A 25,608-nucleotide genomic window follows, 5' to 3' on the forward strand; every position below is an offset into this window, starting at 1 on the left:
CCGGAACCTTAGCCCTGTGCCGCGAGCTGACGCAACACGTAGGGCAGGATACCCCCGTGCCGGTAGTAGTCGATCTCCTGCGGGGTGTCGAGTCGCACGTGCACACGAAATTCCTTCTTTGATCCGTCGTCGGCGGTGGCCGTCACCGTGGCTTCTTTCGCCTCGCCGCCCTGGATCCCGCTGATGGCGTAGGTCTCCTCGCCGGTCAGGCCCAGGGATTCGGCGTTCTCGCCGTCGCGGAACTGCAGCGGCAGCACGCCCATGCCCACCAGGTTGGAACGATGAATGCGTTCGAAACTCTCCACGATCACCGCCCGCACACCCAGCAGCAGGGTGCCCTTGGCCGCCCAGTCGCGCGAGGAACCGGTGCCGTATTCCTTGCCGGCGATCACCACCAGCGGGGTACCCTCCGCCTGATAGCGCATGGAGGCGTCGTAGATCGACATCGGTTCGCCATCCGGCAGATGTCGGGTCACGCCACCCTGGGTACCCGGCGCCAGCAGGTTGCGCAGGCGCACATTGGCGAAGGTCCCGCGCATCATCACCTCGTGGTTGCCGCGCCGCGACCCGTAGGAATTGAAGTCGGCGGGCTTGACCCCCTGTTCCTCCAGGTAGCGGGCCGCCGGGCTGTCCGGGGCGATGGAGCCGGCCGGCGAGATGTGGTCGGTGGTCACCGAATCGCCGAGCAGGGCCAGGACCCGCGCGCCCTCGATGTCGCTGGTGGGCGGGGGCGTCATGCCCATGCCATCGAAGTAGGGCGGCTTGCGGACATAGGTGGAATCGTCCTGCCAGTCGAAGCGGTCGCCGGCCGGGGCCTCCAGCCTGCGCCAGCGCTCCTCGCCGGTATAAAGATCGCCGTAGGCGCTGGTGAAGCTGCCGGCACCCACGTGCTGGTCCACCGCTTCACGTACTTCTCGGGCATCCGGCCAGATGTCCTTGAGATAGACCGGATTGCCCCGGGCGTCCTCGCCCAGCGGATCGTTGTACAAGTCGAGATTGGCGCGGCCGGCGAGGGCGTAGGCAACCACCAGCGGGGGTGAGGCGAGGAAGTTCATTTGCACCTCGGAGTGGATGCGTCCCTCGAAATTGCGGTTGCCGGAGAGTACCGAGGAGACCACCAGGTCGTCCTTGATGATCGCCTCGCTGATGGGCTCGGGCAGCGGGCCGGAATTGCCGATGCAGGTGGTGCAACCGTAGCCGACCACGTGGAAGCCGAGGGCCTCCAGTTCCTCCAGCAGGCCGGCCTTCTGCAGGTAGTCGGTGACCACGCGCGAGCCGGGGGCCAGCGACGTCTTGACCCACGGTTTGACCTGCAGGCCGTGCTCGCGTGCCTTGCGCGCGACCAGCCCGGCGCCCAGCATCACCGAGGGATTGGAGGTGTTGGTGCAGGAGGTGATCGCCGCGATCACCACGTCGCCGTGATCCAGGGTAAAGGTTTCGCCCCCCATCTCGATGGCCGTGTGGTGAGGCTCTTCCGCCTGATGCTCCACGCCCACCGCGGTATGTCCGCCCTCGGCCGCAAAGCGTTCGGCTTCGGCCGGTTCGTCGGCACCCGACATCCGCTCCTTCAGCAGCGTATCCAGATGCTGGCTGATCACGGTACCGGCGCGCCCGAGCGGGATGCGGTCCTGCGGGCGCTTGGGACCGGCGAGGCTGGGCTCGACCGTGGACAGGTCGAGCTCCAGCAGGTCGCTGTAACGTGCGTCCGGGGCACTGTCGACGCGCCACAGGCCCTGCTCGCGGGCATAGGCCTCGATGAACTGGACATGGCCTTCTTCGCGCCCGGTCAGACGCAGGTATTCCAGGGTCTCGTCGTCGATTGGGAAGATCCCGCAGGTCGCGCCGTATTCCGGGGCCATATTGGCGATGGTGGCGCGGTCGGCCAGCGGCAGATCGGCCAGGCCGTCGCCGAAGAACTCGACGAACTTGCCGACCACGCCGTGCTTGCGCAGCTGCTCGACGATCACCAGCACCAGGTCGGTGGCGGTCGCGCCTTCGGCGAGCCGGCCTTTCAGGCGGAAGCCGACGACCTGGGGGATCAGCATGGAGATCGGCTGGCCGAGCATCGCCGCCTCGGCCTCGATCCCGCCCACGCCCCAGCCGAGTACGCCCAGGCCGTTGATCATGGTGGTGTGGGAATCGGTCCCGACCAGGGTGTCGGGGTAGGCGACGCAGCTGCCGTCGGGCCGGTCCTCGAGGAACACGGTGCGGGCGAGGTATTCCAGATTCACCTGATGGACGATCCCGGTGTCCGGCGGCACGACCTTGAAGGTGTCGAACGCCTGCTGGCCCCACTTGAGAAAGCTGTAGCGCTCGCGGTTGCGCGAGTATTCGAGCTCGGCGTTCAGGTTCATCGCGTTCGGGTTGCCGTACTCGTCCACCTGCACCGAGTGGTCGATCACCAGCTCGGCCGGCTGCAGCGGGGCGATCTTCGCCGGATCGCCGCCGAGGTCTTCCATCGCATCGCGCATTGCGGCCAGGTCGACCACCGCGGGAACCCCGGTGAAGTCCTGCAGCAGCACGCGTGCCGGACGAAACGCGATCTCGCGGGCGGGTTCGGCGGCCGGATCCCAGTCCAGCAGGCCCTCGATGTCCTCGCGGGTGACCGTGCGCCCGTCCTCGTGGCGCATCAGGTTTTCCAGCAGCACCTTGAGCGCGTAGGGCAGGGTCTGCGCACGCGCATCATCGGCGATCGGGACGTACTGGCAGTCGTGTCCGCCGGCGGACAGGGTGCGGGTGTTCCGTGGCATGGCGTCGCTCATCTTGGGTTCGTCCGAATCAGGTGTTGAGTCGTTGAAGGATCTGGGTGGCCTCGTTCATCAGGCGCTTGCGCCCGAACAGGAGCTTCCAGCGCGAACCGCCGGCCTGGCGCCACAGCACGGCACCGCGGATGCCGGCCAGCAGCAGGGCACGAATGCGTGCCGCGATGTCCGGGTTGGACAGATGGTTCTGTTCGCCCTGCACGATGATGCGCGGACCGAGCTCGGAGATGGTCTCCTTGTAGATCTCGCCCAGACGCGAGATCACGCTCTCGTGGGTCAGGGTGAAATAGTCGACCTGACGCTGGGCGCCCTGCAGGCCGTCGGCGAGCTGCTGCATCATGTCGCCGCGCTTCTGCAGCTTGCGCTCGAGGAAGATCAGGCCCACCGCGTAGCGGGTGATCTCCATGTCCGGCGGCTTGCCGCCGCTTTCCAGCTGGGTCCGGACCCGCTCCAGCCCGGTACGCAGGCTGACTTCGCCGCGATAGATCTCCTCGGGCGTTGTCGAGTCGAAGGCGAACAGGCTTCCGATCAGGACCTCCAGCTCGTGTTCGTCGCAGGAGCCTCGCCAGGCCAGGTCCTTGACCAGGCTTGCGGCCTGGAAGATGGCCGCCAGTGCGAGGGTGCGGTTGTGATCGCTGCGCTCCAAGCCGTGTCCGTCCGGGTATGAGTATCAGGGCTCGCACTATACCGGAAACCGGCCACCGGACTCATGCCCCGGCGGCCACCGGGGTGTCCGAGGGCAGGGTGCGGCGCGTGGCGATCACCCCCCCGCCGAGACAGGTGCCGTCGTGGTAGAACACTACGGACTGACCGGGTGTCGCCGCGCGTTGGGGCTGATCGAAGACCACCCGGGCGCGTCCGTCTGCCGCAAGGTGGATGCGGCAGTCCTGCAGCGGCTGGCGGTGACGCAGACGTGCCTGCAGGCGCTCGCCATCGGCAGGCACGCGATGGATCCAGTGCACGGGTTCGGTCATCAGCTCCGGGCTCATCAGCAGCGGATGGGCCGAATCCTGGGCCACGATCAGACGATTCCCCGCGAGGTCCTTGTCGACCACGTACCACGGGGCATCGGCGGCACCCTCGACCCCGCCGATGCCCAGCCCCTGGCGCTGGCCCAGGGTGTAGAACATCAGTCCATGATGCCGCGCGATTGCCCGACCGTCCGGCGTACAGATGTCGCCTTCGCTGCCTTCCAGGTAACGAGCCAGGAATTCGCGAAACGGGCGTTCGCCGATGAAACAGATGCCGGTGGAATCCTTGCGCGCATGGTTGGGCAGGCCGCGCTCGCGCGCGATCTCGCGCACCCGTTCCTTGGGCAGGTCGCCCAGCGGAAAGCGCGCCGGACGCAGCTGGGCCTGATCCAGGGCGTGCAGGAAATAGGTCTGATCCTTGTTGGCGTCCGCGGCCACCCGCAGTTCACTGTGGTCGGGACCGTGCCAGGCACGGGCGTAGTGCCCCGTGGCGATGGCCTCGCCGCCCAGGGCCTGCGCCTGCTCGAGGAAGGAACGGAACTTGATCTCGCGGTTGCACAGGATGTCCGGGTTGGGGGTGCGCCCGGCGCGGTATTCGTGCAGGAACTGCTGGAACACGCGCTGGCGGTAGTCCTCGGCGAAGTTCGCCTTGTGCAGCGGGATCTCCAGCGTGGCCGCAACCTCGCGCGCCATCGCGTAGTCGTCCTCGGCCGCACACTGACCGTCCGCGTCGTCGTCTTCCCAGTTCTTCATGAACAGGCCTTCCACGCGATGGCCCGCCTCCAGCAGGCGGGCGGCGGCCACCGCCGAATCCACGCCGCCGGAAAGGCCCACGATGATGCGTTCGGAGGCTGCCATGCTAGCCGGCGCGCGACGGCGAGGGGAGATTGTCGACCAGTTCGCCGGCGGACTCCAGCGGCAGGCGCAGGCCGGATTCCCAGCGCCGCAGGGTGCGCGCCACCAGCGGGCTGCGCAGGGGCCAGTCGTTCAGGGCGGTGGCGGCATCCAGCCAGTGATTGGCGAGGATCGCCGGATCACGCTCCGGGGGGCGGGCCGGGGTGGTCACCGACCCGCTGAACGCCACGCGCAGGATCACGGCACCACCGGCCAGGCGCAGCAGATCGCAGCCCAGCGAGTACTGCGGGGCGAAGTCCAGCGCCGTCTCCTCGCGGACCTCGCGGCAGACCGCGCCGAGCAGGTCTTCGTCGGGGTCCAGGTGACCGGCCGGCTGGTTGAGCACGCACCGGCCGGCATCCTCTTCCTCGACGAACAGAAAGCGGCCGCGATCCTCGATCACGGCGGCCACGGTGATATGGCAGCGCAGGCGGTCATTCATGCGCGCATGATACCCGCCGCCCGGCGGCGAAGGCCACGGACGCCATGTATAATCGGACGCAATCCCAACCCCATCTTCAGCGCGCTGCAAAAGGAGTCTTCATGGCGTATCAGCACATTCGCATCCCGGAGAACGGCCAACCCATCGAGGTGGACAAGGACGGCGGCCTGGTGGTGCCCGACCACCCGGTGATCCCCTATATCGAGGGGGACGGCATCGGCGTGGACATCACCCCGGTGATGCGCCGGGTGACGGATGCGGCCGTGGAGAAGGCCTACGGCGGGCAGAAGGCCATCGAGTGGATGGAGGTCTACGCCGGCGAGAAGGCGACGCAGGTGTATGACGACGACTCGGGCCTGCCGGACGAGACCCTGCAGGCGGTGAAGGACTACAAGGTGTCGATCAAGGGCCCGCTGACCACCCCGGTGGGGGGCGGCTTCCGCTCCCTGAACGTGGCGCTGCGGCAGAAACTGGACCTGTACGTCTGCCTGCGTCCGGTGCGCTATTACAAGGGCACGCCCAGCCCGCTGAAGGAACCGGAAAAGACCGACATGGTCATCTTCCGCGAGAACTCGGAGGACATCTACGCGGGCATCGAATTCGAGTCCGGCACGCCCGAGGCGAAGAAGCTGATCGGCTTCCTGCAGGACGAGATGGGCGTGCGCGAGATCCGCTTCCCGGATACTGCGGGGATCGGCGTGAAGCCGGTCTCCAGCGAGGGGACCAAGCGCCTCGTGCGCCAGGCCATCCAGTACGCGATCGACAACGATCGTCCGTCGGTGACCCTGGTGCACAAGGGCAACATCATGAAATTCACCGAGGGCTCCTTCAAGGCCTGGGGCTACGAACTGGCGCGCGAAGAATTCGGGGCCGAGGACCTCGACGGTGGCCCGTGGCAGGTGTTCAAGAACCCGAAGACCGGGCGCGAGATCGTGATCAAGGACGTGATCGCCGATGCCTTCCTGCAGCAGATCCTGCTGCGCCCGGAGGAATACTCGGTGATCGCCACCCTGAATCTGAACGGGGACTACATCTCCGATGCCCTCGCGGCGCAGGTCGGTGGCATCGGCATCGCGCCCGGTGCCAACATCTCCGACACCACCGCGATGTTCGAGGCCACCCACGGTACGGCGCCGAAGTACGCCGGCCAGGACAAGGTCAATCCGGGGTCGCTGGTGCTGTCGGCCGAGATGATGCTGCGCCACCTGGGCTGGACCGAGGCGGCCGATCTCGTGGTGCGTGGCATGGAAGGCGCGATCGCCGCCGGCGAGGTGACCTACGACTTCGCCCGCCTGATGGACGGGGTGGAACCGATCGCCTGCTCCGCCTTTGGCGAGGCGATGATCCGCCACATGGAAGGCTGAAGCCGGACTTCCGGGATATCCGGCGCGGATACTTGGCCGACGCCGGGAACCGATGGATGATGTCAGGACTCAACTATAATGAACACGCGGTACCGACGGGTACCACGAGTGCGAGCCGGACCAACATGAGTGACGACAAGCCCCGCAAACCCGATCACGACGAATCTGTTGCGGTCGACGAATCGAGGCCGGAACTCAAGCCACCACGGCAGTACAAGGTCGTGTTGAACAACGACGACTACACGCCGATGGAGTTCGTGGTGGAGGTCCTGGAGACCTTCTTTGGCATGGACCGCGAGAAGGCCACCCGGGTGATGCTGCAGGTGCATACCCGGGGCAAGGGCGTGTGCGGCATCTACACTCGAGATGTCGCCGAGACCAAGGTGGCCCAGGTGAATGAATACGCCCGGAGTCATCAGCACCCACTGCTATGCTCGATGGAGGAGGCCTGACCCCCATGCTCGACAAGGAACTCGAATTCAGTCTGAACCTGGTCTTCAAGGAGGCCCGCGAAAAGCGCCACGAGTTCGTGACCGTGGAACATCTGCTGATGGCCCTGGCACAGAACCCCAGTGCGGCCACCGTCCTGCGGGCCTGCGGCGCGGATCTTGACCGGATCCGCGAGGAGCTGGAGGCCTATATCGACGAGAACACCCCGCGCATCCCGCCGAACGACACCCGCGAGACCCAGCCCACCCTGGGCTTCCAGCGGGTGCTGCAGCGCGCGGTGTTCCACGTGCAGTCCAGCGGACGCAAGGAGGTCTCGGGCGCCAACGTGCTGGTGGCGCTGTTCGGCGAGCAGGACAGCCAGGCACTGTACGTACTGGGGCAGCAGAACGTCTCGCGTCTGGACGTGGTCAACTTCATTTCCCACGGGATCTCCAAGGTGGGGGAAGACGAGCTGGGCCAGATCCATCAGGAGCAGTCCGAGGAGTCCGCGGAGCAGCAGGGCGAGACGGTGGCCGAAGAAAAGACCAATGCCCTGCAGCTGTACGCCACCAATCTCAACGAGAAGGCGCGCAAGGACGAGATCGACCCGCTGATCGGACGCGATCACGAGATCGAACGCACCATCCAGATCCTCTGCCGCCGGCGCAAGAACAACCCGCTGCTGGTCGGCGAGGCCGGGGTCGGCAAGACCGCGATCGCCGAGGGGCTGGCACGGCGCGTGGTGGACGGCCAGGTGCCGGAGGCGATCGAAGAAGCCACGGTCTATGCCCTGGACCTGGGTGCGCTGGTGGCCGGGACCAAATATCGCGGTGATTTCGAGAAGCGCCTGAAGGGCGTGCTGGCGCAGCTGAAGAAGGAACCCGCCGCGGTCCTGTTCATCGACGAGATCCACACCATCATTGGAGCCGGTGCGGCTTCCGGCGGGGTGATGGACGCCTCCAATCTGATCAAGCCGATGCTCGCCTCCGGCGAGCTCAAGTGCATCGGGTCAACCACCTATCAGGAATATCGCGGGATCTTCGAGAAGGATCGTGCGCTGGCGCGCCGTTTCCAGAAGATCGAGGTCCCGGAACCCACGGTGGAGGAGACCTACCGTATCCTGCGCGGCCTCAAGTCCCGCTTCGAAACGCATCACAACGTGCGCTTCACCAAGCCGGCCCTGCAGGCAGCGGCCGAACTGTCGGACCGCTACATCACCGACCGTTTCCTCCCGGACAAGGCGATCGACCTGATCGACGAGGCCGGGGCCAGCCGTCAGCTGCAGCCGGCGAGTCAGCGCAAGAAGACCATCGGCGTGCAGGACATCGAGAACATCGTGGCCAAGATCGCGCGCATCCCGCCGAAATCGGTGTCCAGCACCGACAAGGAGACCCTGCGCAACCTGGAACGCAACCTGAAGATGACGGTGTTCGGCCAGGACGAGGCGATCGGCACGCTGAGCACCGCCATCAAGATGTCGCGCTCCGGCCTGGGTGACCAGGACAAGCCGATCGGATCGTTCCTGTTTGCCGGACCCACCGGGGTCGGCAAGACCGAGGTCACGCGACAGCTGGCCCAGCAGATGGGGATCCACCTGGCGCGCTTCGACATGTCCGAATACATGGAACGCCACACGGTCTCGCGGCTGATCGGTGCGCCGCCGGGTTATGTCGGCTACGACGAGGGCGGTCTGCTGACGGATGCCATCCTCAAGCATCCGCATTCGGTGCTGCTGCTCGACGAGATCGAGAAGGCCCATCCCGACGTGTTCAACGTGCTGCTGCAGGTAATGGATCACGGCACGCTGACCGACACCAACGGGCGGGAAGTGGATTTCCGCAACGTGATCCTGGTGATGACCACCAACGCCGGGGCAGAGGCGGCTTCACGTCCGTCGGTGGGTTTCACCCGTCAGGACCATTCGAGCGACGCGATGGAGGCCATCAAGCGGACCTTTACCCCGGAATTCCGCAACCGGCTGGATGCGACCATCCAGTTTGGTCCGCTGGACGAGGCGACCATCCTGAACGTGGTCGACAAGTTCCTCACCCAGCTCCAGGCGCAGCTGGACGAGAAGAAGGTCGCCCTGACGGTGGACTCCGACGCACGGGCCTGGCTGGCCGAACACGGTTACGACGCGCAGATGGGTGCGCGGCCCATGGGACGGACCATCCAGGAGCACATCAAGAAGCCGCTGGCGGACGAGCTCCTGTTCGGCAAGCTGGCGCAGGGTGGCGAAGTGACCGTGCGCCTGGGCGAGGACGGCCTCGAGATGGACATCCACGAACCCGCCGTCTCTTCCTGATCCGACCGCGAACCGGGACACCGCGAGCTTGTGGTGTCCCTCACGAAAAAGGCCGGCACCCCTCGGGGCGCCGGCCTTTTGCATGCCGGGGAGACTGTGGCGCGCTTACTTGTTGCGGTAGACGATGCGACCCTTGCTCAGATCGTAGGGCGTCATCTGCACGATGACCTTGTCGCCGCGCAGGATCCGGATATAGTGCTTGCGCATCTTCCCGGAGATGTGCGCGGTGATCGTGTGCCCGTTCTCGAGCTCCACCCGGAAGGTGGTGTTGGGGAGCGTCTCGACGACGGTTCCTTCGAGCTCGATTTCGTCTTCCTTCGCCATGCAGTTCCTCGCGTAATGAATCAGGGTTGCGACATTATGCGGATGCATGGCAGGAACTCAAGCGGCACCACGCGGAACGTGCGCGCCGTGTTTGCCGGAGCGTTCCTCAACGCCTACACTACTGCAGCCTTCCCATCCAGCGAGTATGGATACGAACATGACAGTTTCCTGGGCAGCCGTCTTTCCGGGACAGGGATCCCAGTCCGTGGGCATGCTGGCGGACGTCGGCGATGACTTCGCGGTCGTGCGGGACACCTTCCAGGAGGCCTCCGACTGCCTCGATGCCGACCTGTGGAGCCTGGTCCAGCATGGCCCGGCCGAACAGCTGGACGACACCCGCTGGACCCAGCCGGCCATGCTGGCCGCCGGGGTCGCATGCTGGCGCATGCTGCGCGAGCAGGGCGTGCCGGACCCGCTGGCCGTCGCCGGTCACAGTCTGGGGGAATACAGCGCGCTGGTGGCCAGCGGCGCCCTGCGGTTCGCGGATGCCGTGCGCCTGGTGGCTGAACGGGCCCGCGCGATGCAGGACGCGGTACCGGCGGGCGAGGGAGCGATGGCCGCGATCCTGGGTCTGGAGGATGCCGACGTGATCGCCCTGTGCGAGGCGCAGGCCGACGGCGAGACCCTCGAAGCAGTGAATTTCAACGCGCCGGGACAGGTAGTGATCGCCGGCACGGCCGGGGCCGTGGATCGCGCCGTGTCCGCGGCTCGCGATGCGGGCGCCAAACGCGCGCTGAAGTTGCCGGTGTCGGTGCCCTCCCACTGTGCGCTGATGCGCCCCGCTGCAGAACGTCTGCAGGCGGCGCTGGACGCCGCGGAAATCCGGGCCCCGCAGATCCCCGTGTGGCAGAACGCGACCGCGGCGCCGGCGAGCGACGTGGACACCCTGAAGGCCCGTTTGGCGGAGCAGCTGTACCGGCCGGTCCGCTGGGTGGAAATCGTTCATGGGCTGCGCGATGCCGGCGCCGATCTGCAGGTGGAATGCGGTCCCGGTCGGGTGCTCACCGGGCTCGCGAAACGCATCGACCGTTCGATCGTACATCCGGACGTGGCCGACCGGGCGACGCTGGAAGCCGCCCGCGATCGCCTGACCGCGTCCTGATCCGCGCTCACTCTCAATCGCAAGGAAACCGTTGATGTCGGAACAGCAACGAACCGCTCTGGTCACCGGTGCGAGCCGCGGTATCGGCGCGGCCATTGCCCGTCGCCTGGCCGAACAGGGTATGCAGGTGATCGGCACCGCCACCAGCGAGGCCGGCGCCGCCCGCATCTCCGAGGCGCTGGCGCCGTGGAACGGCCGTGGCGTGGCCATGGACGTGACCGACGCCGCTTCGGTCAAGGGCGCCCTGGACGATATCCAGGCCACCGAAGGCGGCATTGAGGTGCTGGTCAACAATGCGGGGATTACCCGCGACGCCCTGTTCATGCGGCTGAAGGACGAGGACTGGGATGCGGTGATCGACACCAACCTGACCGCCGCCGCGCGCCTGACCCAGAAGGTCATCAAGGGCATGATGAAGGCGCGGCGCGGGCGCGTGGTGCTGATCGGCTCGGTGGTCGGCACCGCCGGCAACGCCGGCCAGACCAATTATGCCGCAGCCAAGGCCGGGCTGGCCGGGTTCGCCCGCTCCCTGGCCCGCGAGGTCGGGGCACGCAACATCACGGTCAATACCGTGGCGCCGGGATTTATCGATACCGACATGACGCGGGAGCTGGACGAGGCCACCCGCGAACGCCTGCTGAGCGAGATCCCGCTGGGCCGTCTGGGCGACGCCGAGGAAGTGGCGGCCGCGGTGGGGTTCCTCGCTTCCGAAGAAGCTGGCTACATTACGGGGGAGACCCTGCACGTGAACGGCGGCATGTTCATGCATTGATCGGGACCGAGCAGGGTCAACAAACGGCCCGTCCCGGTTGTGGATCATGGCCGTGCTTTTCAATAGAATGGCGGAGCTTTACCGGACCCGCCTCATATCCAAGGGGATGTTTCAACCATGAGCAGCATTGAAGAACGCGTCAAAAAAATCGTTGTCGAGCAGCTGGGAGTCAAGGAAGAGGACGTCACGAACACCGCGGCTTTCGTCGACGATCTGGGCGCGGACTCGCTTGATACCGTCGAACTCGTGATGGCGCTCGAGGAGGAATTCGAAACGGAGATCCCCGACGAGCAGGCCGAGAAGATCACTACCGTCCAGCAGGCGATCGATTACATCAACGAGCACGCCAAGGACTGAACCGGTCCTGATGGAAGGCGAGGGGGTCCGCGCCACGCTGCGGGACCCCTTTTCGTCGTCTGCGTGCAGCCGTCATTCGAGGGAGAACATCATTGGCTAAGCGACGTGTTGTGGTCACCGGCCTCGGCATCGTGTCCCCGGTCGGGTCCACCATCGACAAGGCCTGGGACAACATCAAGGCCGGGAACAGCGGAATCACGCCCATCGACGTGTTCGATGCCTCGGACATGCCGGTAAAGATCTCCGGTGCGGTCCGGGACTTCGAAGCCAATGACTATGTCCCCGTCAAGGACCAGAAAAAGATGGACACCTTCGTCATCTACGGTCTGGCCGCGGGGTTGCAAGCGCTGGATGATTCCGGTCTGTCCGCAGACACTTCGGACCCCGAACGGATCGGAGTCGCGATCGGTTCCGGTATCGGAGGCCTGCCGTACATCGAGCGCTCCTACGGTGCCTATCTCAAGGGTGGTGCCCGCAAGATCTCGCCGTTCTTCGTCCCCAGCGCCATCATCAACATGGTCTCGGGGAATCTTTCCATCATGCGCGGGCTGGAAGGGCCGAACATCTCGATCGTATCCGCCTGCGCGACCGGCACCCACAACATAGGCGATGCGGCGCGCATGATCGCCTACGGTGACGTCGACGCGATGGTCGCGGGCGGGGCTGAGATGGCCACCACTCCGCTGGGAATCGGCGGCTTCGCCGCGGCGCGTGCCCTGTCCACGCGCAACGACGATCCCGCACGGGCCTCGCGCCCCTGGGACGCGGACCGCGACGGCTTCGTACTCAGCGACGGGGCCGGGGTCATGGTACTCGAGGAGTACGAGCACGCGAAGGCCCGCGGCGCGAAGATCTACTGCGAGATCGCCGGCTTTGCCTGGAACTCCGATGCCCACCACATGACCCAGCCGGTCGAGGACGGCAGCGGTGCCTCCAAGTGCATGATCCGGGCCATGAAGGATGCGGGCGTGCAGCCGGAAGAAGTCAGCTACGTGAACGCTCACGGGACCTCGACCCCGGCCGGGGACCTGGCTGAAACCGAAGGGCTCAAGCGGACCTTTGGCGACCATGCGAAGAAGCTCCTGGTCAATTCCACCAAATCCATGACCGGTCACCTGCTGGGGGCGGCCGGAGGCATCGAGGGCGTGTTCACCGCACTCGCCCTGCGTGACCAGGTCTCGCCGCCGACGATCAACCTGGAGAACCCGGGCGAGGGCTGTGATCTGGATTACGTGCCCAACGAGGCGCGCGACATGACGGCCCGGGTGGCGCTGTCCAACTCCTTCGGCTTTGGCGGCACCAACGGAACCTTGGTGTTCCGCGCCATCTGATACCGGCCTCGCGCGGGCGCATGGCCGTCGAGAGGCTGCCCTCCGGGGTCGATCTTGCGACCCTGGCGGGGCGTTTCCCGGAACGTTACCCCCATCTGCTGGAGTCGGCCCTGATTGGACAGGCCCCGGCGCGTTTCTCCATCCTTTTCGCCTTTCCCGGGCGCACCCTGGACGCCAGCGAGCCCGAATCGCTGCTCGCGGCCCCGGATGTCGATCTGGCGTCACCGCCGCCCGGGTTGCAACCGGCGCCCGAACATGCCCATCTGCCGTTCCTCGGCGGCTGGTTCCTGTACGTGGGCTACGAATTCGCCTGGCACCTGGAACCGGCGCTGGGCGAGTTCGCGCCGGATCCGTGGCTGCCCACGGCGCTCGCGACCCGGTTCCCCGCCGCGGTGATCCATGACCACCATGAAGGCGTGACCTGGTGGGTGGACGCCGAAGGGGATCCCGCGCGGCGCGAATGCCTGTTCACCGATCTCGCCGGGTTGCGGGAACACCCGCCGAGGGCGCAGCAGGCCCGTGATGGTCTTCTGCCCGGCCTGGTCCTGCAGGAAGACGATCCGGACTACTACCGGCGGGCCGTGCGGGGCGCGCTGGAATATATCCGGGCCGGCGACACGTTTCAGGCCAATCTGTCGCGGGAATGGCACGGACAGGCGCAGTCACCACTGGACACGGCGGAGCTTTACCGGCGCCTGCGCCGCGCCAATGCCGCACCGTTCGCCGCCTGGTTGCGGCTGCCGGGAGGCGAGGTCATCAGTTCATCGCCGGAACGCCTGGTCTCGGCGCAGGACGGCGTGGCCGAGACCCGGCCGATCGCCGGCACCCGTCGGCGCGATATCGACGCGGATGCCGATCGCCGGCTCTCGGGGGAACTGGAGGTCAACCGCAAGGAACGGGCCGAGCACGTGATGCTGGTGGACCTGGAGCGCAACGATCTGGGCCGGGTCGCGCGTACCGGCAGCGTGCGCGTGTCGGAGCTCATGACCATCGAAAGCTATCGTCGGGTCCATCACATCGTCTCCAGCATCACCGCGCATCTGCGGCCGGGCACCCCCGCCCGCGAACTGCTGCGTGCGACCTTCCCCGGCGGGACGATCACCGGCTGCCCCAAGATTCGCTCGATGCAGGTGATCCAGGAGCTGGAGGGGCGGGTACCGCGTGGCGCCTATACCGGCTCCTGCGGCTATGTCAGTGACCATGGGCGGATGGACACCAACATCCTGATCCGGACCCTGGTGGTGCGGGACCGCGAACTGCGGTTCCGGGCCGGGGCCGGCATCGTGGCCGATTCGGACCCCGATCAGGAACTGGCCGAGACCCGCCACAAGGCCCGTGGCTTGCTGGATGCGCTGGGAGTCAACGCGGAGCCGCACGGATGATCCGGGTGAACGGCGAGCCGCGGGAGCAGGTGACGGCGGATGATCGCGGGCTGTTGCTGGGCGACGGACTGTTCGAGACCGTGCTGGTGCGCGAAGGTCATGCCTGCCTGTGGCCGTGGCACCGGGCACGCCTGGAGCACGGGCTGGAACGCCTCGGCTTCCCGACGCAGGATATGGAGGACCTGCGCGCAGAGGTGGAAACGGCAGGCGGCTCCGGGGAGCGGCTGGTGCGTCTGACCCTGACCCGGGGTTCCGGACCGCGCGGCTATGCCCCGCCAGAACACCCTGCCGTGACCCGGATCGTCAGTACCGGGCCGGCCCTGTCGCGGCCGGCGCCGGACGAGGTCGTTCCGCTGCGGGTCGGGTTCGCGGACATCCCGGTCAGCGTCAATCCCGCGCTGGCCGGGATCAAGCACCTGGGGCGGCTGGATCATGTTCTGGCACGCATGCACTGGCGCGCCGGTGAGGACGAGGCGATCCTGCGGGATGCGAACGGGCGGATCACCTGTGCCACCCAGGGCAACCTGTGGCTGCGCGAGGGTATGCAGCTGCTGACGCCGCCGGTGGAGTCCGCCGGGGTAGCCGGGACCCGGCGGGCCTGGATCCTGGAGCGTGCCATGGAATTCGGCGTCCGTGTGGTCGTCGAATGGCCGTCACTCGAACGGCTGCAGGCCGCCGAGGGGTTGTACGTGAGCAACGCGCGACTGGGGCTCATGCCCGCCGTCCCGGGCGAGAACGGGATCATGGCCGACGAGCCGGCGCCACTGCAGGCGCTCAGGAGGGCATTGCATGAAGCGGATTAGGAAGATCCTGATGGTGACCGGGCTGGCGGGGCTGCTGCTGGCGACGGCCGGGGCACTGTGGCTGGCGGACTGGTACCGCGGGCAGCTCGAACGGCCGCTGGCGCTGGAGGAGCCGCAGCGCTTCGAGCTGGAATCGGGTACCGGCCTGCGCAGTCTGGCGCGCGAGTTCGAACGCCGTGGCTGGGTGGAGTCGGCACGGGTGATCGAGGTGTACGCTCGGCGCAAGGGGCTCGCGGGCCGACTGCAGGCCGGCGAGTACGCCGTGGATGCCGGGATGACGCCGGCGGATCTGGTGCAGGCCATGGCAAGCGGGGATGTGGTACAGCATCGCCTGACGCTGCCGGAGGGCTGGACCGCGCGGCACGCGCTGGACGCAGTGCGCAACCACGACGAACTGGAACCGCCGCCGGAGTCGGTGGGCGTGAACAATCTGGTCGAAGTGCTGGGACTGGAGGGAATCGAACATCCGGAGGGCTGGTTCCTGCCGGACACCTATTTCTTCGGCTCCGGCACGGATGCGCTGGATGTGCTGCGGCGCGCCCACCGCGCAATGCAGGCGACGCTGGAGGCAGCCTGGGCCGGACGTGCCGATGACCTGCCGCTGGAGGATCCGTACGAGCTGCTGATCCTGGCCTCCATCGTGGAACGCGAGACCGGCCGCGGTGACGAACGCGACCGGGTGGCCGCGGTGTTCGTGAACCGCCTGCGCGAGGGGATGCGCCTGCAGACCGACCCCACACTGCTGTACGTGCAGGAGACCGGGGTACAGCGGCTGACCGGCGCGGAGCTGGAACGCGACCATCCGTACAACACCTACACGCGTGCCGGGCTCCCGCCGACGCCCATCGCGCTGCCGGGACGGGCCGCGATCGAGGCCGCCGCGCGCCCGGCGGACACACGCGACTTCTATTTCGTGTCACGCAACGACGGCAGCCACCATTTTTCCGAGACCTATCGCGAACACCGCGAGGCGGTGATTCGTTATCAACTGGATGGCGATGCCAGCCGCTACGGCCGGAGGGGACGCTGATGCGCGGACGTTTCCTGACCCTGGAGGGCATCGAGGGCGCGGGCAAATCCACCCAGATGGAGGCCCTGGTCGCGGAGGTGGAGGGCGCCGGCCACCGGGTCCGGACGACTCGCGAGCCCGGTGGCACCGGTCTCGGGGAACGCCTGCGCGGACTGCTGCTGGACCCGGACCTGCCGCCGATGATCCCGGAGGTCGAGCTACTGCTGATGTTCGCGGCACGCGCGCAGCACATCGCCGAGGTCATCGAACCGGCCCTGGATGCCGGAGCGTGGGTGATCAGCGACCGCTTCACGGATGCCAGCTTTGCCTACCAGGGCGGGGGCCGCGGCCTGGGCGATGCCCGGGTCGCCGCGCTGGAGGCATGGGTCCAGGGCGAGCTGCGCCCGGATCTGGTCATCCTGCTCGACATCGACCCGGAGACGGGCTTGCAGCGCGCTGTGCAGCGGGGCCGCCGGGACCGCATCGAACGCGAGGCGATGGATTTCTTCCAACGTGCACGCGAGGCCTATCGCCGCCGGGCGGAAGCGGATCCGGAGCGTTATCTGCTGGTCGATGCCACCGCCGATCCCGACACGGTGGCACAACGCATCCGCACGGGTCTCGCGCAGCGCGGTTTGACGGGAGCCATGTCGTGAACACGGCAGCGATGAGCACCGGTCCCGCGCCGTGGCTGCTCGGCCCATGGCAGACGCTGCTGGAGCGGGCGGCGGCGGGCCGGCTCCCCGGCGGGCTGCTGGTGACCGGGGCCGAAGGAACCGGCAAGGGCTGGCTGGTCACCGCCTTTCTGCAACGGTTGTACTGCGACCGCGCGAGCGGGTTGCAGCCGGCCTGCGGCGACTGCGGGGGCTGTCGCAGCCTTGCGGGCGGGGTGCATCCGGAAGTGCACGAGGTGATGCCCCCGGAGCCGGGCAAGGAGATCCCGGTGGATGCGATCCGCACGGCCAGCGAATTCCTCGGCCTGAGCGGGTCCGCCACGTGGCGTGTACTGCGGCTGCATCCTGCCGAGGCGATGAATGCCAGTGCTGCGAATGCGCTGCTCAAGACCCTGGAGGAGCCGCCCTCCGGTGCCCTGGCGATCCTTGAAAGCGCCCGTCCGTCGGCGCTGCCGGCCACGATCCGCAGCCGCTGCCAGAATCTGCACCTCGCAACCCCGAGCCTGGATCAGGCGCGTGCCTGGCTGGCCGGCATGACGGACGACCCGGGCGCTGTGGAGGCGGCCTGGGCGGCGGCGCTGGGGCGACCGATGACCGCGGCCGAGCTGCTCGCCGATCCCGATCGCCAGGCCGCCTGGGAACGCGACCGCGATGCCCTGACTGGGCTGTTGCGGGCGACCGACCTCCATTCGGTGGTACCCGCGCTCATGCGCTGCGACCCGGAAACCCTGGTCCCGCGCTTGCAGGCGCTGCTGCTGTCCGCGCAGCGCTGGCTGGCCAGTGGGGAGATGGACCGGTTCGGTGCGCAGTTCCCGCGCGAAGACCTGCAGCGCTTCGCGCGCGAGCGGGGAGCCCGTGGCATGGCCTCGCTGGTACAGCAGTCCCGCCAGTGGCAGCGGCAGCTGCGTACCACGCTGAACCCGCAATTGCGCATGGAAGACATGGCCGCGGCGATGCTGCCGCTGACCACCCCGCAGCGGGTGGCGTACGGGGATCGCTCCGGGGCATACTGAGCGCCGTCCACAAGACCTTTATCGGAACCGGGAGGGCCCATGGCCGGGCAAGGGATGCTGACCTTGGCAATCAAGGAAAAACCCGCGCTGTACGCGGCGTACATGCCCTTTGTAAAAAACGGCGGGCTGTTCATCCCCACCGACAAATCCTACAAGATGGGGGACCAGGTGTTTCTCCTGCTCTCCCTTCTGGACGATGGCGACCGCCTGCCAACGCCCTGCACGGTCATCTGGATCACGCCGCCGCGGGCCCAGGGCAACCGTCTGCGCGGGATCGGCGTGCAGTTCAACTCCTCCGACAAGGGTCAGACCCGGCGGCGGATCGAGGATCACCTCGGCGGCATGCTCAACTCGGATCGCAAGACGCATACCTTCTGATTCCGGCCCCCGGAGCGGTAGTCAGGCGCCCGGCAGAATCTCGCTGAGGTGCTCCACGGCGCGATCCAGGTCCGCCGTGGCGTGGTAGAAATGCGGCGAGAAGCGGATGCCTCCACCGCGCATGGCGCACAGCACCCCGGCCTCCTGCAGGCGCTTGTAGACCTCCTCAAGAGAGATCCCGTCAAGCAGGTCGGGGGACGGCCGGAAGGTCAGGATGCCGGCACGACGCTGGCGCGGGCTGAGGATCTCGCAGCCCAGCGAGCGCAGACGGTCTTCCAGGTGCAGCCAGTGTTCCCGAATCTCTTCATCCACCCGGTCCATGCCGGTCTCCAGCAGCAGCGACAGACTGCCGTGCAGTGCATGGATCCCCAGCATGTTCGGGCTGCCGGGCTCGAAACGCCGCGCGGTGGGCGAGGGCGCCAGTGACGGATTGTCGAAATCCCCGGCGTGTTCCAGCATGTGCCAGCCGTATTCGTTCAGCGTCAGCCGATCCCGCGCCTGCGGATCGACGTAGAACAGGCCGATGCCTTCCGGCGCGAGCATCCATTTGTGCGCATCGGCCATCACGAAATCGGCCTGACAGCCGGGGGCATCAAAGGGCAGGGCGCCGAGATGCTGGATCGCGTCGACGCAGAACAGGACTCCGCGCTTGTGCAGTTCGTTGCCGAGAAACTGCACATCCAGGCGCAGGCCGGTGTCGTAGCGTACCGCGCTGGTGGAGAGCAGGGCGGTGTCGCCATCACAGGCGCGCAGCAGATCGAGTTCCGGTTCCTCGCCGACCGTGACCTCGCGCACTTCCAGGTTGAAACGTTCCGCGGCCGCGTGCCACACCACGCGGTTCGAGGGAAATTCGCCCGCGGGGATCACGATGTTCTGGCCCGCCTTCCAGGGCAGTCCGAACGCCACCATCGACAGTGCCTCGGACGTGTTCTTCACGAACGCCACGTCCTCCGCCGCCGGGGCTCCGATCAGCTGGCGCGCCAGTTCGCGTGTAGCCGCGATGGTCTCCAGCCAGCGGCCATAGCCCCGTGACCCGCGATGCAGGTTCTCGCGCGCGAAGGCCTCCACCGCTTCGACGGTACGCCGGGGCCAGGGCCCGACTGCCGCGTGGTTCAGGTGGATGATGTCGTCGTGGGGAAACTCCGAATTCATGATGCCCTCCTTGCAAGTAGGGGCGAGGGTAACCCAGCGGGCTGGCAAAATGGTAACTTGAGTGGTCGCGGGCCATCCCTTGTTCCCCCGCAAACCGCTTGATAACGTACGCATCGCTGTTTCCCCGATGGGGCAGCCCTCGCCCCGAAGGCCCGCCGCGCGACCGACCCGGTGCCGGAGCCACCATGATTTCGACGATCGCGACGGCTGAAAGCGGCCATCGCGGACGTTCCGACCGTCGACAGGAGGTACGGATGAACTCCGTTCTCAAGTTCTACCAGGACCCGGAGGCGGGCTCGATCGAGCCGCGCGAGTTCCAGGTCTACAACGATCGCAACCTGGATCGCATCGAGGCCCTGGAGCGTGTCCCCGAAGACATGCGTTTTGACATGCGCGTGGTGGCCAGCGTGCTGCCTTTCCGCGTCAATGAATACGTAATCGACGAATTGATCGATTGGGACAACATCCCGCAGGATCCGATGTTCCAGCTGACCTTCCCGCAGCGGGAGATGCTTTCGCCGGAGGCCTTCGAGCGAATGGCCGAGCTGCATCGACGGGGTGCCGACCGCAGGGAGATCGCCGCGCTGGCGAAGGAACTGCGCGAGGAGCTGAACCCGCACCCTGCCGGCCAGATGGAACTGAACCGCCCCAGCGAGGACGACGGCGAGGTCATCAACGGTCTGCAGCACAAGTATCGCGAGACCCTCCTGTTCTTCCCCAGTCAGGGCCAGACCTGCCACTCCTACTGCACGTTCTGCTTCCGCTGGGCGCAGTTCGTGGGCGACAAGGATCTGCGCATCGCCTCCACCGATGCGGGCCTGCTGCATCAGTACCTGCGTGAACATCCCGCTATATCGGATCTGCTCATGACCGGCGGGGATCCGATGGTCATGAAAACCAGGAACCTGCGTGGCTATCTGGAGGGTCTGCTGGAACCCGGACTGGAGCATGTGCAGACCGTGCGGATCGGAACCAAGGCGCTGTCCTTCTGGCCGTACCGTTTCGTGACGGAGGGCGATGCCGATGACCTGCTGCGGTTGCTGGAACAGCTGGTCGAGGGCGGCAAGCACGTGGCCCTGATGGCGCATTACAACCACCCGAACGAGCTGCGCACCCCGATCGCCCGCGAGGCGATCCGCCGGGTGCGTGACACCGGCGCCGAGATCCGCGCCCAGGGGCCGCTGCTTCGCCACATCAACGACGACCCGCAGGCCTGGGCCGATCTGTGGCGCGAGCAGGTGCGCCTCGGGATCATCCCGTACTACATGTTCGTGGAGCGCGACACCGGCGCCCGGCGCTACTTCGAGGTGCCGCTGGCGCGCGCCTGGGAGATCTACCGCGAGGCGATGCAGCAGGTATCGGGGCTGGCGCGCACCGCGCGCGGGCCGTCCATGAGCGCCGATCCGGGCAAGGTGGAGATCCAGGGCGTGACCGAGATCCACGGGGAGAAGGTCTTCGTGCTGCGCTTCATCCAGGGCCGCAACCCGGACTGGGTGCAGCGCCCGTTCTTCGCCCGTTGCGACGAGAACGCCACCTGGCTGAACCAGCTGAAACCGGCTTTCGGCGAGGAGAAGTTCTTCTTCGAGGACGAATTCGAGGCGATGAAGGCCGGCCACGGGGTCTGACCCATGAGCAACGAAGACGTACGCCGGCGCGACCTGCGGGCCCTGTGGCATCCCTGTACCCAAATGAAGGATTACGGGGAGGAGGGCACGCTGCCCCTGCTGCCGATCGAGCGGGGTGAGGGTGTATGGCTGTACGACTTCGACGGCAATCGTTACCTCGACGCGATCAGCTCCTGGTGGGTGAACCTGTTCGGTCACGCCAATCCGCGCATCAACGACGCGCTCAAGGAGCAGGTCGGCCGCCTGGAGCACGTGATCCTGGCCGGCTGCACCCATGAGCCGGTGGTGGAGCTGAGCGAACGCCTGATCGACATCACGCCGGCAGGGCTCGACCGGGTGTTTCTGGCCGACAACGGCTCGGCCGGCGTGGAAGCCGCGCTCAAGATGAGCTTCCACTACTGGCGCAATGTCGGCCAGCCGCAGAAGACCCGCTTCATCGGGGTCTCCAACGCCTATCACGGAGAGACCATCGGGGCCCTTTCGGTCAGTGACGTGCCGCTGTACCGGCACACCTACGAGCCGCTGATGCTGGACGTGATCAATGTCCCGGGGCCCGACTGCTTCCACCGCGAGCCGGGCGAGGACTGCGCCGATGTGGCCCGCCGCCAGTTCGCGCACATGGAACGGGCCCTGGAACGCCACGCCCACGAAGTGGCTGCGGTCATCATCGAGCCGCTGGTGCAGTGCGCCGGTCACATGCGCATGTTCGACCCGGAATACCTGCGCCTGCTGCGCGAGGCCTGCGACCGCCATGGCGTGCACCTGATCGCCGACGAGATCGCGGTGGGCTTCGGCCGTACCGGGACCCTGTTCGCCTGTGAGCAGGGGCCGATCACGCCCGACTTCCTGTGCCTGTCCAAGGGCCTGACCGGCGGTTATCTGCCGATGGCGGCGCTGCTGACCACCGATACGGTCTATCAGGCGTTCTACGACGATTACGAAAAGCTCAACATGTTCCTGCACTCGCATTCCTACACCGGGAACCCGCTGGCGTGCAGGGCCGCGCTGGCGACGCTGGACATCTTCGACTCCGAACCGGTGCTGGAACGCAATCGCGAGCTGGCCGCGCACATTGCACGGCGCCTGGAGCCGCTGAATGATCACCCGCACGTGGCCGACGTGCGCCAGCACGGCATGATCGCCGCGGTCGAGCTGGTGCAGGACAAGGCCAGCCGGACCCCGTACCCGTGGCAGGAACGGCGGGGTCTGGATATCTACCGCCACGGTCTGACCCGCGGGGCGCTGCTACGCCCGCTGGGCAACGTTTCCTACCTCATGCCGCCATACGTGATCACCGAGGACCAGATCGACTTCCTCGCGGAAGTCATGGCCGAGGGCATCGACATCGCGACCCGCGACTGACGACGCGGCGCGCAATCAGCGAATCGCGTCAACGTATCCCGACGTCAGCCGGTCCGTTCCTCTGCCCATATAACGTCGCATAATGAATATTATGTTAAATAGTGGAAAGGGGTAAGCATGGGTCCGACACTGGACCGCGACCTCACCCAATGGTCGCGATCACCCTCGCCAGCAAGCGTTTGACCTGCTCCATCCCCGTTTCCAGATTGCGCGCGATCTCGTCCATGGTGATCTCGCCCTCACTGCGGCCGGCGGCGCGATTCGCGACCACCGCGCAGGCGGCATAGTTGAGTCCCAGTTCGCGCGCCAGCGCGGTTTCCGGCATCCCGGTCATGCCTACAATGTCGCAGCCGTCGCGTTCCAGCCGGTCGATCTCCGCGGCGGTCTCCAGGCGCGGCCCCTGGGTGGCACCGTAGGTACCCTGCTCACAAATCGGCAGATCCAGTTCGTGGGCCGCGTTGAGGATCTTCTGGCGCACCTCCGGGCAATATGGCCAGGTCATGTCCACGTGGGTGACCTCTTCCAGATGCCCGCCCTCAAAATAGGTGTTCGCGCGCGACCAGGTGTAGTCGATGATCTGGTCCGGAACGGCCAGCCGTCCGGGCTGCATGCATTCGGTGATGCCGCCCACCGCCGCCACCGCGATCGCGGTCTCCACGCCGGTATTTTTCAGCGCCCAGATGTTCGCGCGGTAGTTCACCTGATGCGGCGGGATGGTATGGCGCGCCCCGTGGCGCGGGAGAAAGACGGTCTCGATGCCATTGAGCCGCCCGAACACCAGCGGTCCGGATGGTTCGCCGTACGGCGTATGCATCACCCGCCGATGGGTGATCTCCAGGTCCTTCAGGCGGGTCAGGCCGGTGCCGCCGATGATCGCCAGTCGGGGGGTACTCATGCGCGGTTCCCTCAGTGGTCGGCCACGGCAAAGATGCCGGGCGCGTTGCGCAGATAGTCCTGAAAATCCATGCCATAGCCGAACAGGTAGCGGTTCGGCGCTTCCAGTGCGGCATGGTCCACGGTGATCGAGGGGTCCCGCTCGGGGTTGGCCTTGTCCACCAGCACGATGGTGACGACGCGACGCGCGCCCTGCTCCCGGCAGAAGCCCTGAATGCCGGACAGGGTGATGCCACCGTCGAGGATGTCATCCACGATCACCACGGTGCGGCCCTGCATGGACTGGTGCGGCAACGAGAGCCAGTGCAACTGCTCCTCGCCGCGGGTCGCCCCGCGATAGCGGGTGGCGTGCAGGTAGTCCACCTGCATGGGGAATGACCAGCGGGTCAGCAGCCCGCCCAGCAGGACCACGCCCCCGTTCATCACGCCCAGTACCAGCGGATTCTCGTCCGCGAGCTCGCGCGCGGTGCGTTCGGCGAGGCGGTCGATGGCGGTTTCCACCGCATCGCGGCTGAACAGACAGTCCGCGTCGCGGAGCGTGGCACGTGCCTTCTCGGGATTCATGCGGTTCCCCCGGTCCATCCGGAAACGGGGCACGGGCCCCGGTCCGCGGGCGAGGCCCGTTGCCCCGCCCCGAAAACAGAACCGGCCGGCACAATGGCCGGCCGGTCATCGACGGATACCGTCGCTTCGCCTCAGTAGGTGAAGGTGACGGTGTCGTCGTCCATCGCCTCGGAGATCACGTAGGCGCCACCCACGGTCTCGTCGATCTCTTCGATCAGGTCGTTGCCCCAGAGGTCCAGGGTCGGCGTGCAGACCTTCATCACGACACCGGCTTCGTGGGCGTCCTTCATGAAGTCGTAGACGCTCTTGCTGCTGCCTTCCTGCACGAACAGGTTCTCGGCCACGCCCTTCTTGGCCAGTTCACCGGCCCGGCCGGTCATCACGACTTCGACGTCGTATTCCATGGCGGCGGCCACGGTCGCCTGGAAGAACGGGGCGCCGAGTTCGGACGGATTGTTCGGGTCGGTGTTGACCATGACGATCATGAGCTTATCGGCCATGACGATTCTCCATCTTTGGGGGATTGAATAACTATATTATTAAGCAGCTCAGTGTCGAACCGGTGGCGCATTATAGGCGGGTCGGAAGCGCGGCGCCAACGACGCTCACGGCAAAGGGTTGCGAAGGGCTTCACGTCCCGCCACTGCCCGCCTTGAGCCAGGCATGCAACTGGGCATGCAGGGCCGTGCGGTGCTGCCCGTCGTCCGATACCGCACGCGCGTGCATGCGGCGCAGGCGCGCCCGGGTTTCGGCGTCCTGGCGGTAGTCGGCGAGATGATCGAGGATGACGTCCGCCTCCTCCGGCCGATTGCAGATCAGGATCATGTCACAGCCGGCCTCCAGCGCCGCGTCGGCCCGCTCCGCGGGCGAACCCATCTGTTCGGCACCGGCCATGGCCAGGTCGTCGGAAAAGATTGCGCCCTGAAAGCCGATCCGGCCGCGCAGGATGTCCTGCAGCCAGATGCGCGAGAAGCCGGCCGGTCGGTCGTCCACCGCGGGATACACCACGTGCGCCGGCATCATGCCCTCGAGATGGCCGGCCAGCGGGCGGAACGCCTCGATGTCGCTGGCCTCGATCTCGGCCAGCGGGCGCGGATCCTCGGGCACCGCAACGTGCGAATCGGCCGCGACCGCCCCGTGGCCGGGGAAATGCTTGCCCACCGAGGCCATGCCGGCCACCGTCAGGCCGCGCACGAACGCAAGCCCCAGATCGGCGATCACCGCGGGATCGTAATGAAACGCCCGATCGCCAATCACCTCGCTGATCTCGAGATCGCGGTCGAGGACCGGGGCGAAGCTGAAATCGATCCCCACCGCCTGCAGCTCCAGCGCCATCAACTCGCCCGCCCCGCGCGCCAGCTCGCGTGCCCGCGACGGCACCTGATCGTGCAGGTGCCCGAGGCTGCGCATCGGCGGGAAGCGCGTGAAGCCCTCGCGCAGGCGCTGCACCCGCCCCCCTTCCTGATCCACAGCGATCAGCAGCTCCGGGCGCAGGCGACGCATGTCCGCGGTCAGAGCCTCGACCTGTTCGGGGCCGGTCACGTTGCGATCGAACAGGATGACCCCGCCGGTCGCGGGGTGTTGCAGACGTTCGCGGTCTTCCGCGCTCAGTTCGGGGCCGGTCACGTCGAGTATGACCGGACCGGGCGGACGAGGGTCGGGCTGGTAACGCATGAAGGGGGCAGTCCCTTGTCAGAGA

25 protein-coding genes are annotated in these 25,608 nt (G+C 66.8%); 15 read left to right on the forward strand and 10 right to left on the reverse strand.

The features are described 5' to 3' along the window. Positions 1-8: 8 nt before the first annotated feature. The 4 genes from acnA to D571_RS0104490 form a co-directional block, all read right to left on the reverse strand. Entirely contained in the window at positions 9-2,762 is a 2,754-nt protein-coding gene (gene acnA / locus D571_RS0104475; RefSeq protein ID WP_018935475.1) for an aconitate hydratase AcnA, read from the reverse strand. Positions 2,763-2,778: 16 nt separating this feature from the next. Continuing rightward, positions 2,779-3,408, reverse strand: coding sequence for a high frequency lysogenization protein HflD (gene hflD, locus D571_RS0104480; RefSeq protein ID WP_018935476.1), 630 nt, complete (start codon positions 3,406-3,408; stop codon positions 2,779-2,781). Positions 3,409-3,469: 61 nt separating this feature from the next. Next, the gene (mnmA, locus tag D571_RS0104485; RefSeq protein WP_018935477.1) at positions 3,470-4,591 is read right to left on the reverse strand and encodes a tRNA 2-thiouridine(34) synthase MnmA; all 1,122 of its coding nucleotides are present in this window, start codon (positions 4,589-4,591) and stop codon (positions 3,470-3,472) included. A gap of 1 nt (position 4,592) precedes the next feature. Next, on the reverse strand, positions 4,593-5,069 hold the full coding sequence (locus tag D571_RS0104490) for an NUDIX domain-containing protein (RefSeq protein WP_018935478.1): 477 nt from the start codon (positions 5,067-5,069) through the stop codon (positions 4,593-4,595). A 101-nt stretch (positions 5,070-5,170) separates the two neighbouring features. Here D571_RS0104490 and icd point away from each other — a divergent pair, with 101 nt between their 5' ends. The 3 genes from icd (at position 5,171) to clpA (ending at position 9,167) form a co-directional block, all read left to right on the forward strand. Beyond that, complete coding sequence (gene icd / locus D571_RS0104495) at positions 5,171-6,433, forward strand: NADP-dependent isocitrate dehydrogenase (RefSeq protein ID WP_018935479.1); 1,263 nt, start codon at positions 5,171-5,173, stop codon at positions 6,431-6,433. 125 nt (positions 6,434-6,558) lie between these two features. Continuing rightward, positions 6,559-6,885: an ATP-dependent Clp protease adapter ClpS gene (gene clpS, locus D571_RS0104500; RefSeq protein ID WP_018935480.1), complete on the forward strand. Its 327-nt coding sequence runs from the start codon at positions 6,559-6,561 to the stop codon at positions 6,883-6,885. 5 nt (positions 6,886-6,890) lie between these two features. After that, a complete protein-coding gene (gene clpA, locus D571_RS0104505; protein ID WP_018935481.1) occupies positions 6,891-9,167 on the forward strand; it encodes an ATP-dependent Clp protease ATP-binding subunit ClpA in 2,277 nt (758 codons plus the stop codon). A gap of 105 nt (positions 9,168-9,272) precedes the next feature. Here the strand turns inward: clpA and infA are convergent, their stop codons facing one another. Further along, complete coding sequence (infA, locus tag D571_RS0104510) at positions 9,273-9,491, reverse strand: translation initiation factor IF-1 (RefSeq protein WP_018861401.1); 219 nt, start codon at positions 9,489-9,491, stop codon at positions 9,273-9,275. Positions 9,492-9,648: 157 nt separating this feature from the next. Between infA and fabD the strand changes: the two genes are divergently transcribed. From fabD to D571_RS0104560, 10 genes are all read left to right on the forward strand, one after another. Next, positions 9,649-10,593 (forward strand): ACP S-malonyltransferase, encoded by a 945-nt coding sequence (fabD, locus tag D571_RS0104515; protein ID WP_083916869.1) that lies wholly within the window; start codon positions 9,649-9,651, stop codon positions 10,591-10,593. Positions 10,594-10,627: 34 nt separating this feature from the next. Then, complete coding sequence (gene fabG, locus D571_RS0104520) at positions 10,628-11,365, forward strand: 3-oxoacyl-ACP reductase FabG (protein WP_018935483.1); 738 nt, start codon at positions 10,628-10,630, stop codon at positions 11,363-11,365. Positions 11,366-11,482: 117 nt separating this feature from the next. Further along, positions 11,483-11,722 (forward strand): acyl carrier protein, encoded by a 240-nt coding sequence (acpP, locus tag D571_RS0104525; RefSeq protein ID WP_018935484.1) that lies wholly within the window; start codon positions 11,483-11,485, stop codon positions 11,720-11,722. Positions 11,723-11,832: 110 nt separating this feature from the next. Next, a complete protein-coding gene (gene fabF, locus D571_RS0104530; RefSeq protein ID WP_018935485.1) occupies positions 11,833-13,053 on the forward strand; it encodes a beta-ketoacyl-ACP synthase II in 1,221 nt (406 codons plus the stop codon). A gap of 20 nt (positions 13,054-13,073) precedes the next feature. Next, positions 13,074-14,435, forward strand: coding sequence for an aminodeoxychorismate synthase component I (locus D571_RS0104535; RefSeq protein WP_018935486.1), 1,362 nt, complete (start codon positions 13,074-13,076; stop codon positions 14,433-14,435). Then, entirely contained in the window at positions 14,432-15,238 is an 807-nt protein-coding gene (gene pabC, locus D571_RS0104540) for an aminodeoxychorismate lyase (RefSeq protein ID WP_018935487.1), read from the forward strand. The genes D571_RS0104535 and pabC overlap by 4 nt, the downstream gene beginning before the upstream one ends. Next, a complete protein-coding gene (mltG, locus tag D571_RS0104545; protein ID WP_051076155.1) occupies positions 15,225-16,268 on the forward strand; it encodes an endolytic transglycosylase MltG in 1,044 nt (347 codons plus the stop codon). The genes pabC and mltG overlap by 14 nt, the downstream gene beginning before the upstream one ends. Continuing rightward, positions 16,268-16,903: a dTMP kinase gene (gene tmk, locus D571_RS0104550; RefSeq protein ID WP_018935489.1), complete on the forward strand. Its 636-nt coding sequence runs from the start codon at positions 16,268-16,270 to the stop codon at positions 16,901-16,903. The genes mltG and tmk overlap by 1 nt, the downstream gene beginning before the upstream one ends. Positions 16,904-16,914: 11 nt before the next feature. Then, entirely contained in the window at positions 16,915-17,934 is a 1,020-nt protein-coding gene (locus D571_RS0104555; protein WP_018935490.1) for a DNA polymerase III subunit delta', read from the forward strand. Between the two features lie 39 nt (positions 17,935-17,973). Beyond that, positions 17,974-18,312: a PilZ domain-containing protein gene (locus D571_RS0104560; RefSeq protein ID WP_018935491.1), complete on the forward strand. Its 339-nt coding sequence runs from the start codon at positions 17,974-17,976 to the stop codon at positions 18,310-18,312. A 21-nt stretch (positions 18,313-18,333) separates the two neighbouring features. Here D571_RS0104560 and D571_RS0104565 read toward each other — a convergent pair whose 3' ends face one another. Beyond that, entirely contained in the window at positions 18,334-19,464 is a 1,131-nt protein-coding gene (locus D571_RS0104565) for an aminotransferase class V-fold PLP-dependent enzyme (protein ID WP_018935492.1), read from the reverse strand. A gap of 254 nt (positions 19,465-19,718) precedes the next feature. Between D571_RS0104565 and D571_RS0104570 the strand changes: the two genes are divergently transcribed. Together D571_RS0104570 and D571_RS0104575 are read left to right on the forward strand one after the other, a co-directional pair. After that, positions 19,719-21,089 carry a KamA family radical SAM protein gene (locus D571_RS0104570; protein WP_018935493.1) on the forward strand — a complete coding sequence of 457 codons (1,371 nt, stop codon included), beginning with the start codon at positions 19,719-19,721 and terminating at the stop codon, positions 21,087-21,089. Between the two features lie 3 nt (positions 21,090-21,092). Continuing rightward, positions 21,093-22,451 carry an adenosylmethionine--8-amino-7-oxononanoate transaminase gene (locus D571_RS0104575; RefSeq protein ID WP_018935494.1) on the forward strand — a complete coding sequence of 453 codons (1,359 nt, stop codon included), beginning with the start codon at positions 21,093-21,095 and terminating at the stop codon, positions 22,449-22,451. Positions 22,452-22,593: 142 nt separating this feature from the next. Here D571_RS0104575 and D571_RS0104580 read toward each other — a convergent pair whose 3' ends face one another. The 4 genes from D571_RS0104580 to nagZ all read right to left on the reverse strand — a co-directional run bounded on the left by D571_RS0104580 (position 22,594) and on the right by nagZ (position 25,583). Beyond that, on the reverse strand, positions 22,594-23,346 hold the full coding sequence (locus tag D571_RS0104580; protein WP_018935495.1) for an S-methyl-5'-thioinosine phosphorylase: 753 nt from the start codon (positions 23,344-23,346) through the stop codon (positions 22,594-22,596). 11 nt (positions 23,347-23,357) lie between these two features. Continuing rightward, positions 23,358-23,909 (reverse strand): hypoxanthine-guanine phosphoribosyltransferase, encoded by a 552-nt coding sequence (locus D571_RS0104585; RefSeq protein WP_018935496.1) that lies wholly within the window; start codon positions 23,907-23,909, stop codon positions 23,358-23,360. Between the two features lie 131 nt (positions 23,910-24,040). Then, positions 24,041-24,409 carry a DsrE family protein gene (locus tag D571_RS0104590; protein ID WP_018935497.1) on the reverse strand — a complete coding sequence of 123 codons (369 nt, stop codon included), beginning with the start codon at positions 24,407-24,409 and terminating at the stop codon, positions 24,041-24,043. A 130-nt stretch (positions 24,410-24,539) separates the two neighbouring features. Next, on the reverse strand, positions 24,540-25,583 hold the full coding sequence (nagZ, locus tag D571_RS0104595; protein WP_018935498.1) for a beta-N-acetylhexosaminidase: 1,044 nt from the start codon (positions 25,581-25,583) through the stop codon (positions 24,540-24,542). Between the last annotated feature and the right edge of the window lie 25 nt (positions 25,584-25,608).

This window comes from Thioalkalivibrio sp. ALJ24, from assembly GCF_000377785.1.
Lineage (GTDB): Bacteria > Pseudomonadota > Gammaproteobacteria > Ectothiorhodospirales > Ectothiorhodospiraceae > Thioalkalivibrio.

Excerpts from the sequence above, each read along its gene's own strand:
- D571_RS0104570 (WP_018935493.1), top strand. The coding sequence starts at position 19,719 with ATGAACTCCGTTCTCAAGTTCTACCAGGACCCGGAGGCGGGCTCGATC.
- D571_RS0104590 (WP_018935497.1), bottom strand. The coding sequence starts at position 24,409 with ATGGCCGATAAGCTCATGATCGTCATGGTCAACACCGACCCGAACAAT.
- fabD (WP_083916869.1), top strand. The coding sequence starts at position 9,649 with ATGACAGTTTCCTGGGCAGCCGTCTTTCCGGGACAGGGATCCCAGTCC.
- mnmA (WP_018935477.1), bottom strand. The coding sequence starts at position 4,591 with ATGGCAGCCTCCGAACGCATCATCGTGGGCCTTTCCGGCGGCGTGGAT.
- icd (WP_018935479.1), top strand. The coding sequence starts at position 5,171 with ATGGCGTATCAGCACATTCGCATCCCGGAGAACGGCCAACCCATCGAG.
- D571_RS0104560 (WP_018935491.1), top strand. The coding sequence starts at position 17,974 with ATGGCCGGGCAAGGGATGCTGACCTTGGCAATCAAGGAAAAACCCGCG.
- tmk (WP_018935489.1), top strand. The coding sequence starts at position 16,268 with ATGCGCGGACGTTTCCTGACCCTGGAGGGCATCGAGGGCGCGGGCAAA.
- acpP (WP_018935484.1), top strand. The coding sequence starts at position 11,483 with ATGAGCAGCATTGAAGAACGCGTCAAAAAAATCGTTGTCGAGCAGCTG.
- D571_RS0104580 (WP_018935495.1), bottom strand. The coding sequence starts at position 23,346 with ATGAGTACCCCCCGACTGGCGATCATCGGCGGCACCGGCCTGACCCGC.
- nagZ (WP_018935498.1), bottom strand. The coding sequence starts at position 25,583 with ATGCGTTACCAGCCCGACCCTCGTCCGCCCGGTCCGGTCATACTCGAC.
- pabC (WP_018935487.1), top strand. The coding sequence starts at position 14,432 with ATGATCCGGGTGAACGGCGAGCCGCGGGAGCAGGTGACGGCGGATGAT.
- D571_RS0104585 (WP_018935496.1), bottom strand. The coding sequence starts at position 23,909 with ATGAATCCCGAGAAGGCACGTGCCACGCTCCGCGACGCGGACTGTCTG.
- fabG (WP_018935483.1), top strand. The coding sequence starts at position 10,628 with ATGTCGGAACAGCAACGAACCGCTCTGGTCACCGGTGCGAGCCGCGGT.
- D571_RS0104565 (WP_018935492.1), bottom strand. The coding sequence starts at position 19,464 with ATGAATTCGGAGTTTCCCCACGACGACATCATCCACCTGAACCACGCG.
- D571_RS0104575 (WP_018935494.1), top strand. The coding sequence starts at position 21,093 with ATGAGCAACGAAGACGTACGCCGGCGCGACCTGCGGGCCCTGTGGCAT.
- clpS (WP_018935480.1), top strand. The coding sequence starts at position 6,559 with ATGAGTGACGACAAGCCCCGCAAACCCGATCACGACGAATCTGTTGCG.
- D571_RS0104535 (WP_018935486.1), top strand. The coding sequence starts at position 13,074 with ATGGCCGTCGAGAGGCTGCCCTCCGGGGTCGATCTTGCGACCCTGGCG.
- D571_RS0104490 (WP_018935478.1), bottom strand. The coding sequence starts at position 5,069 with ATGAATGACCGCCTGCGCTGCCATATCACCGTGGCCGCCGTGATCGAG.
- D571_RS0104555 (WP_018935490.1), top strand. The coding sequence starts at position 16,915 with ATGAGCACCGGTCCCGCGCCGTGGCTGCTCGGCCCATGGCAGACGCTG.
- mltG (WP_051076155.1), top strand. The coding sequence starts at position 15,225 with ATGAAGCGGATTAGGAAGATCCTGATGGTGACCGGGCTGGCGGGGCTG.
- infA (WP_018861401.1), bottom strand. The coding sequence starts at position 9,491 with ATGGCGAAGGAAGACGAAATCGAGCTCGAAGGAACCGTCGTCGAGACG.
- acnA (WP_018935475.1), bottom strand. The coding sequence starts at position 2,762 with ATGAGCGACGCCATGCCACGGAACACCCGCACCCTGTCCGCCGGCGGA.
- clpA (WP_018935481.1), top strand. The coding sequence starts at position 6,891 with ATGCTCGACAAGGAACTCGAATTCAGTCTGAACCTGGTCTTCAAGGAG.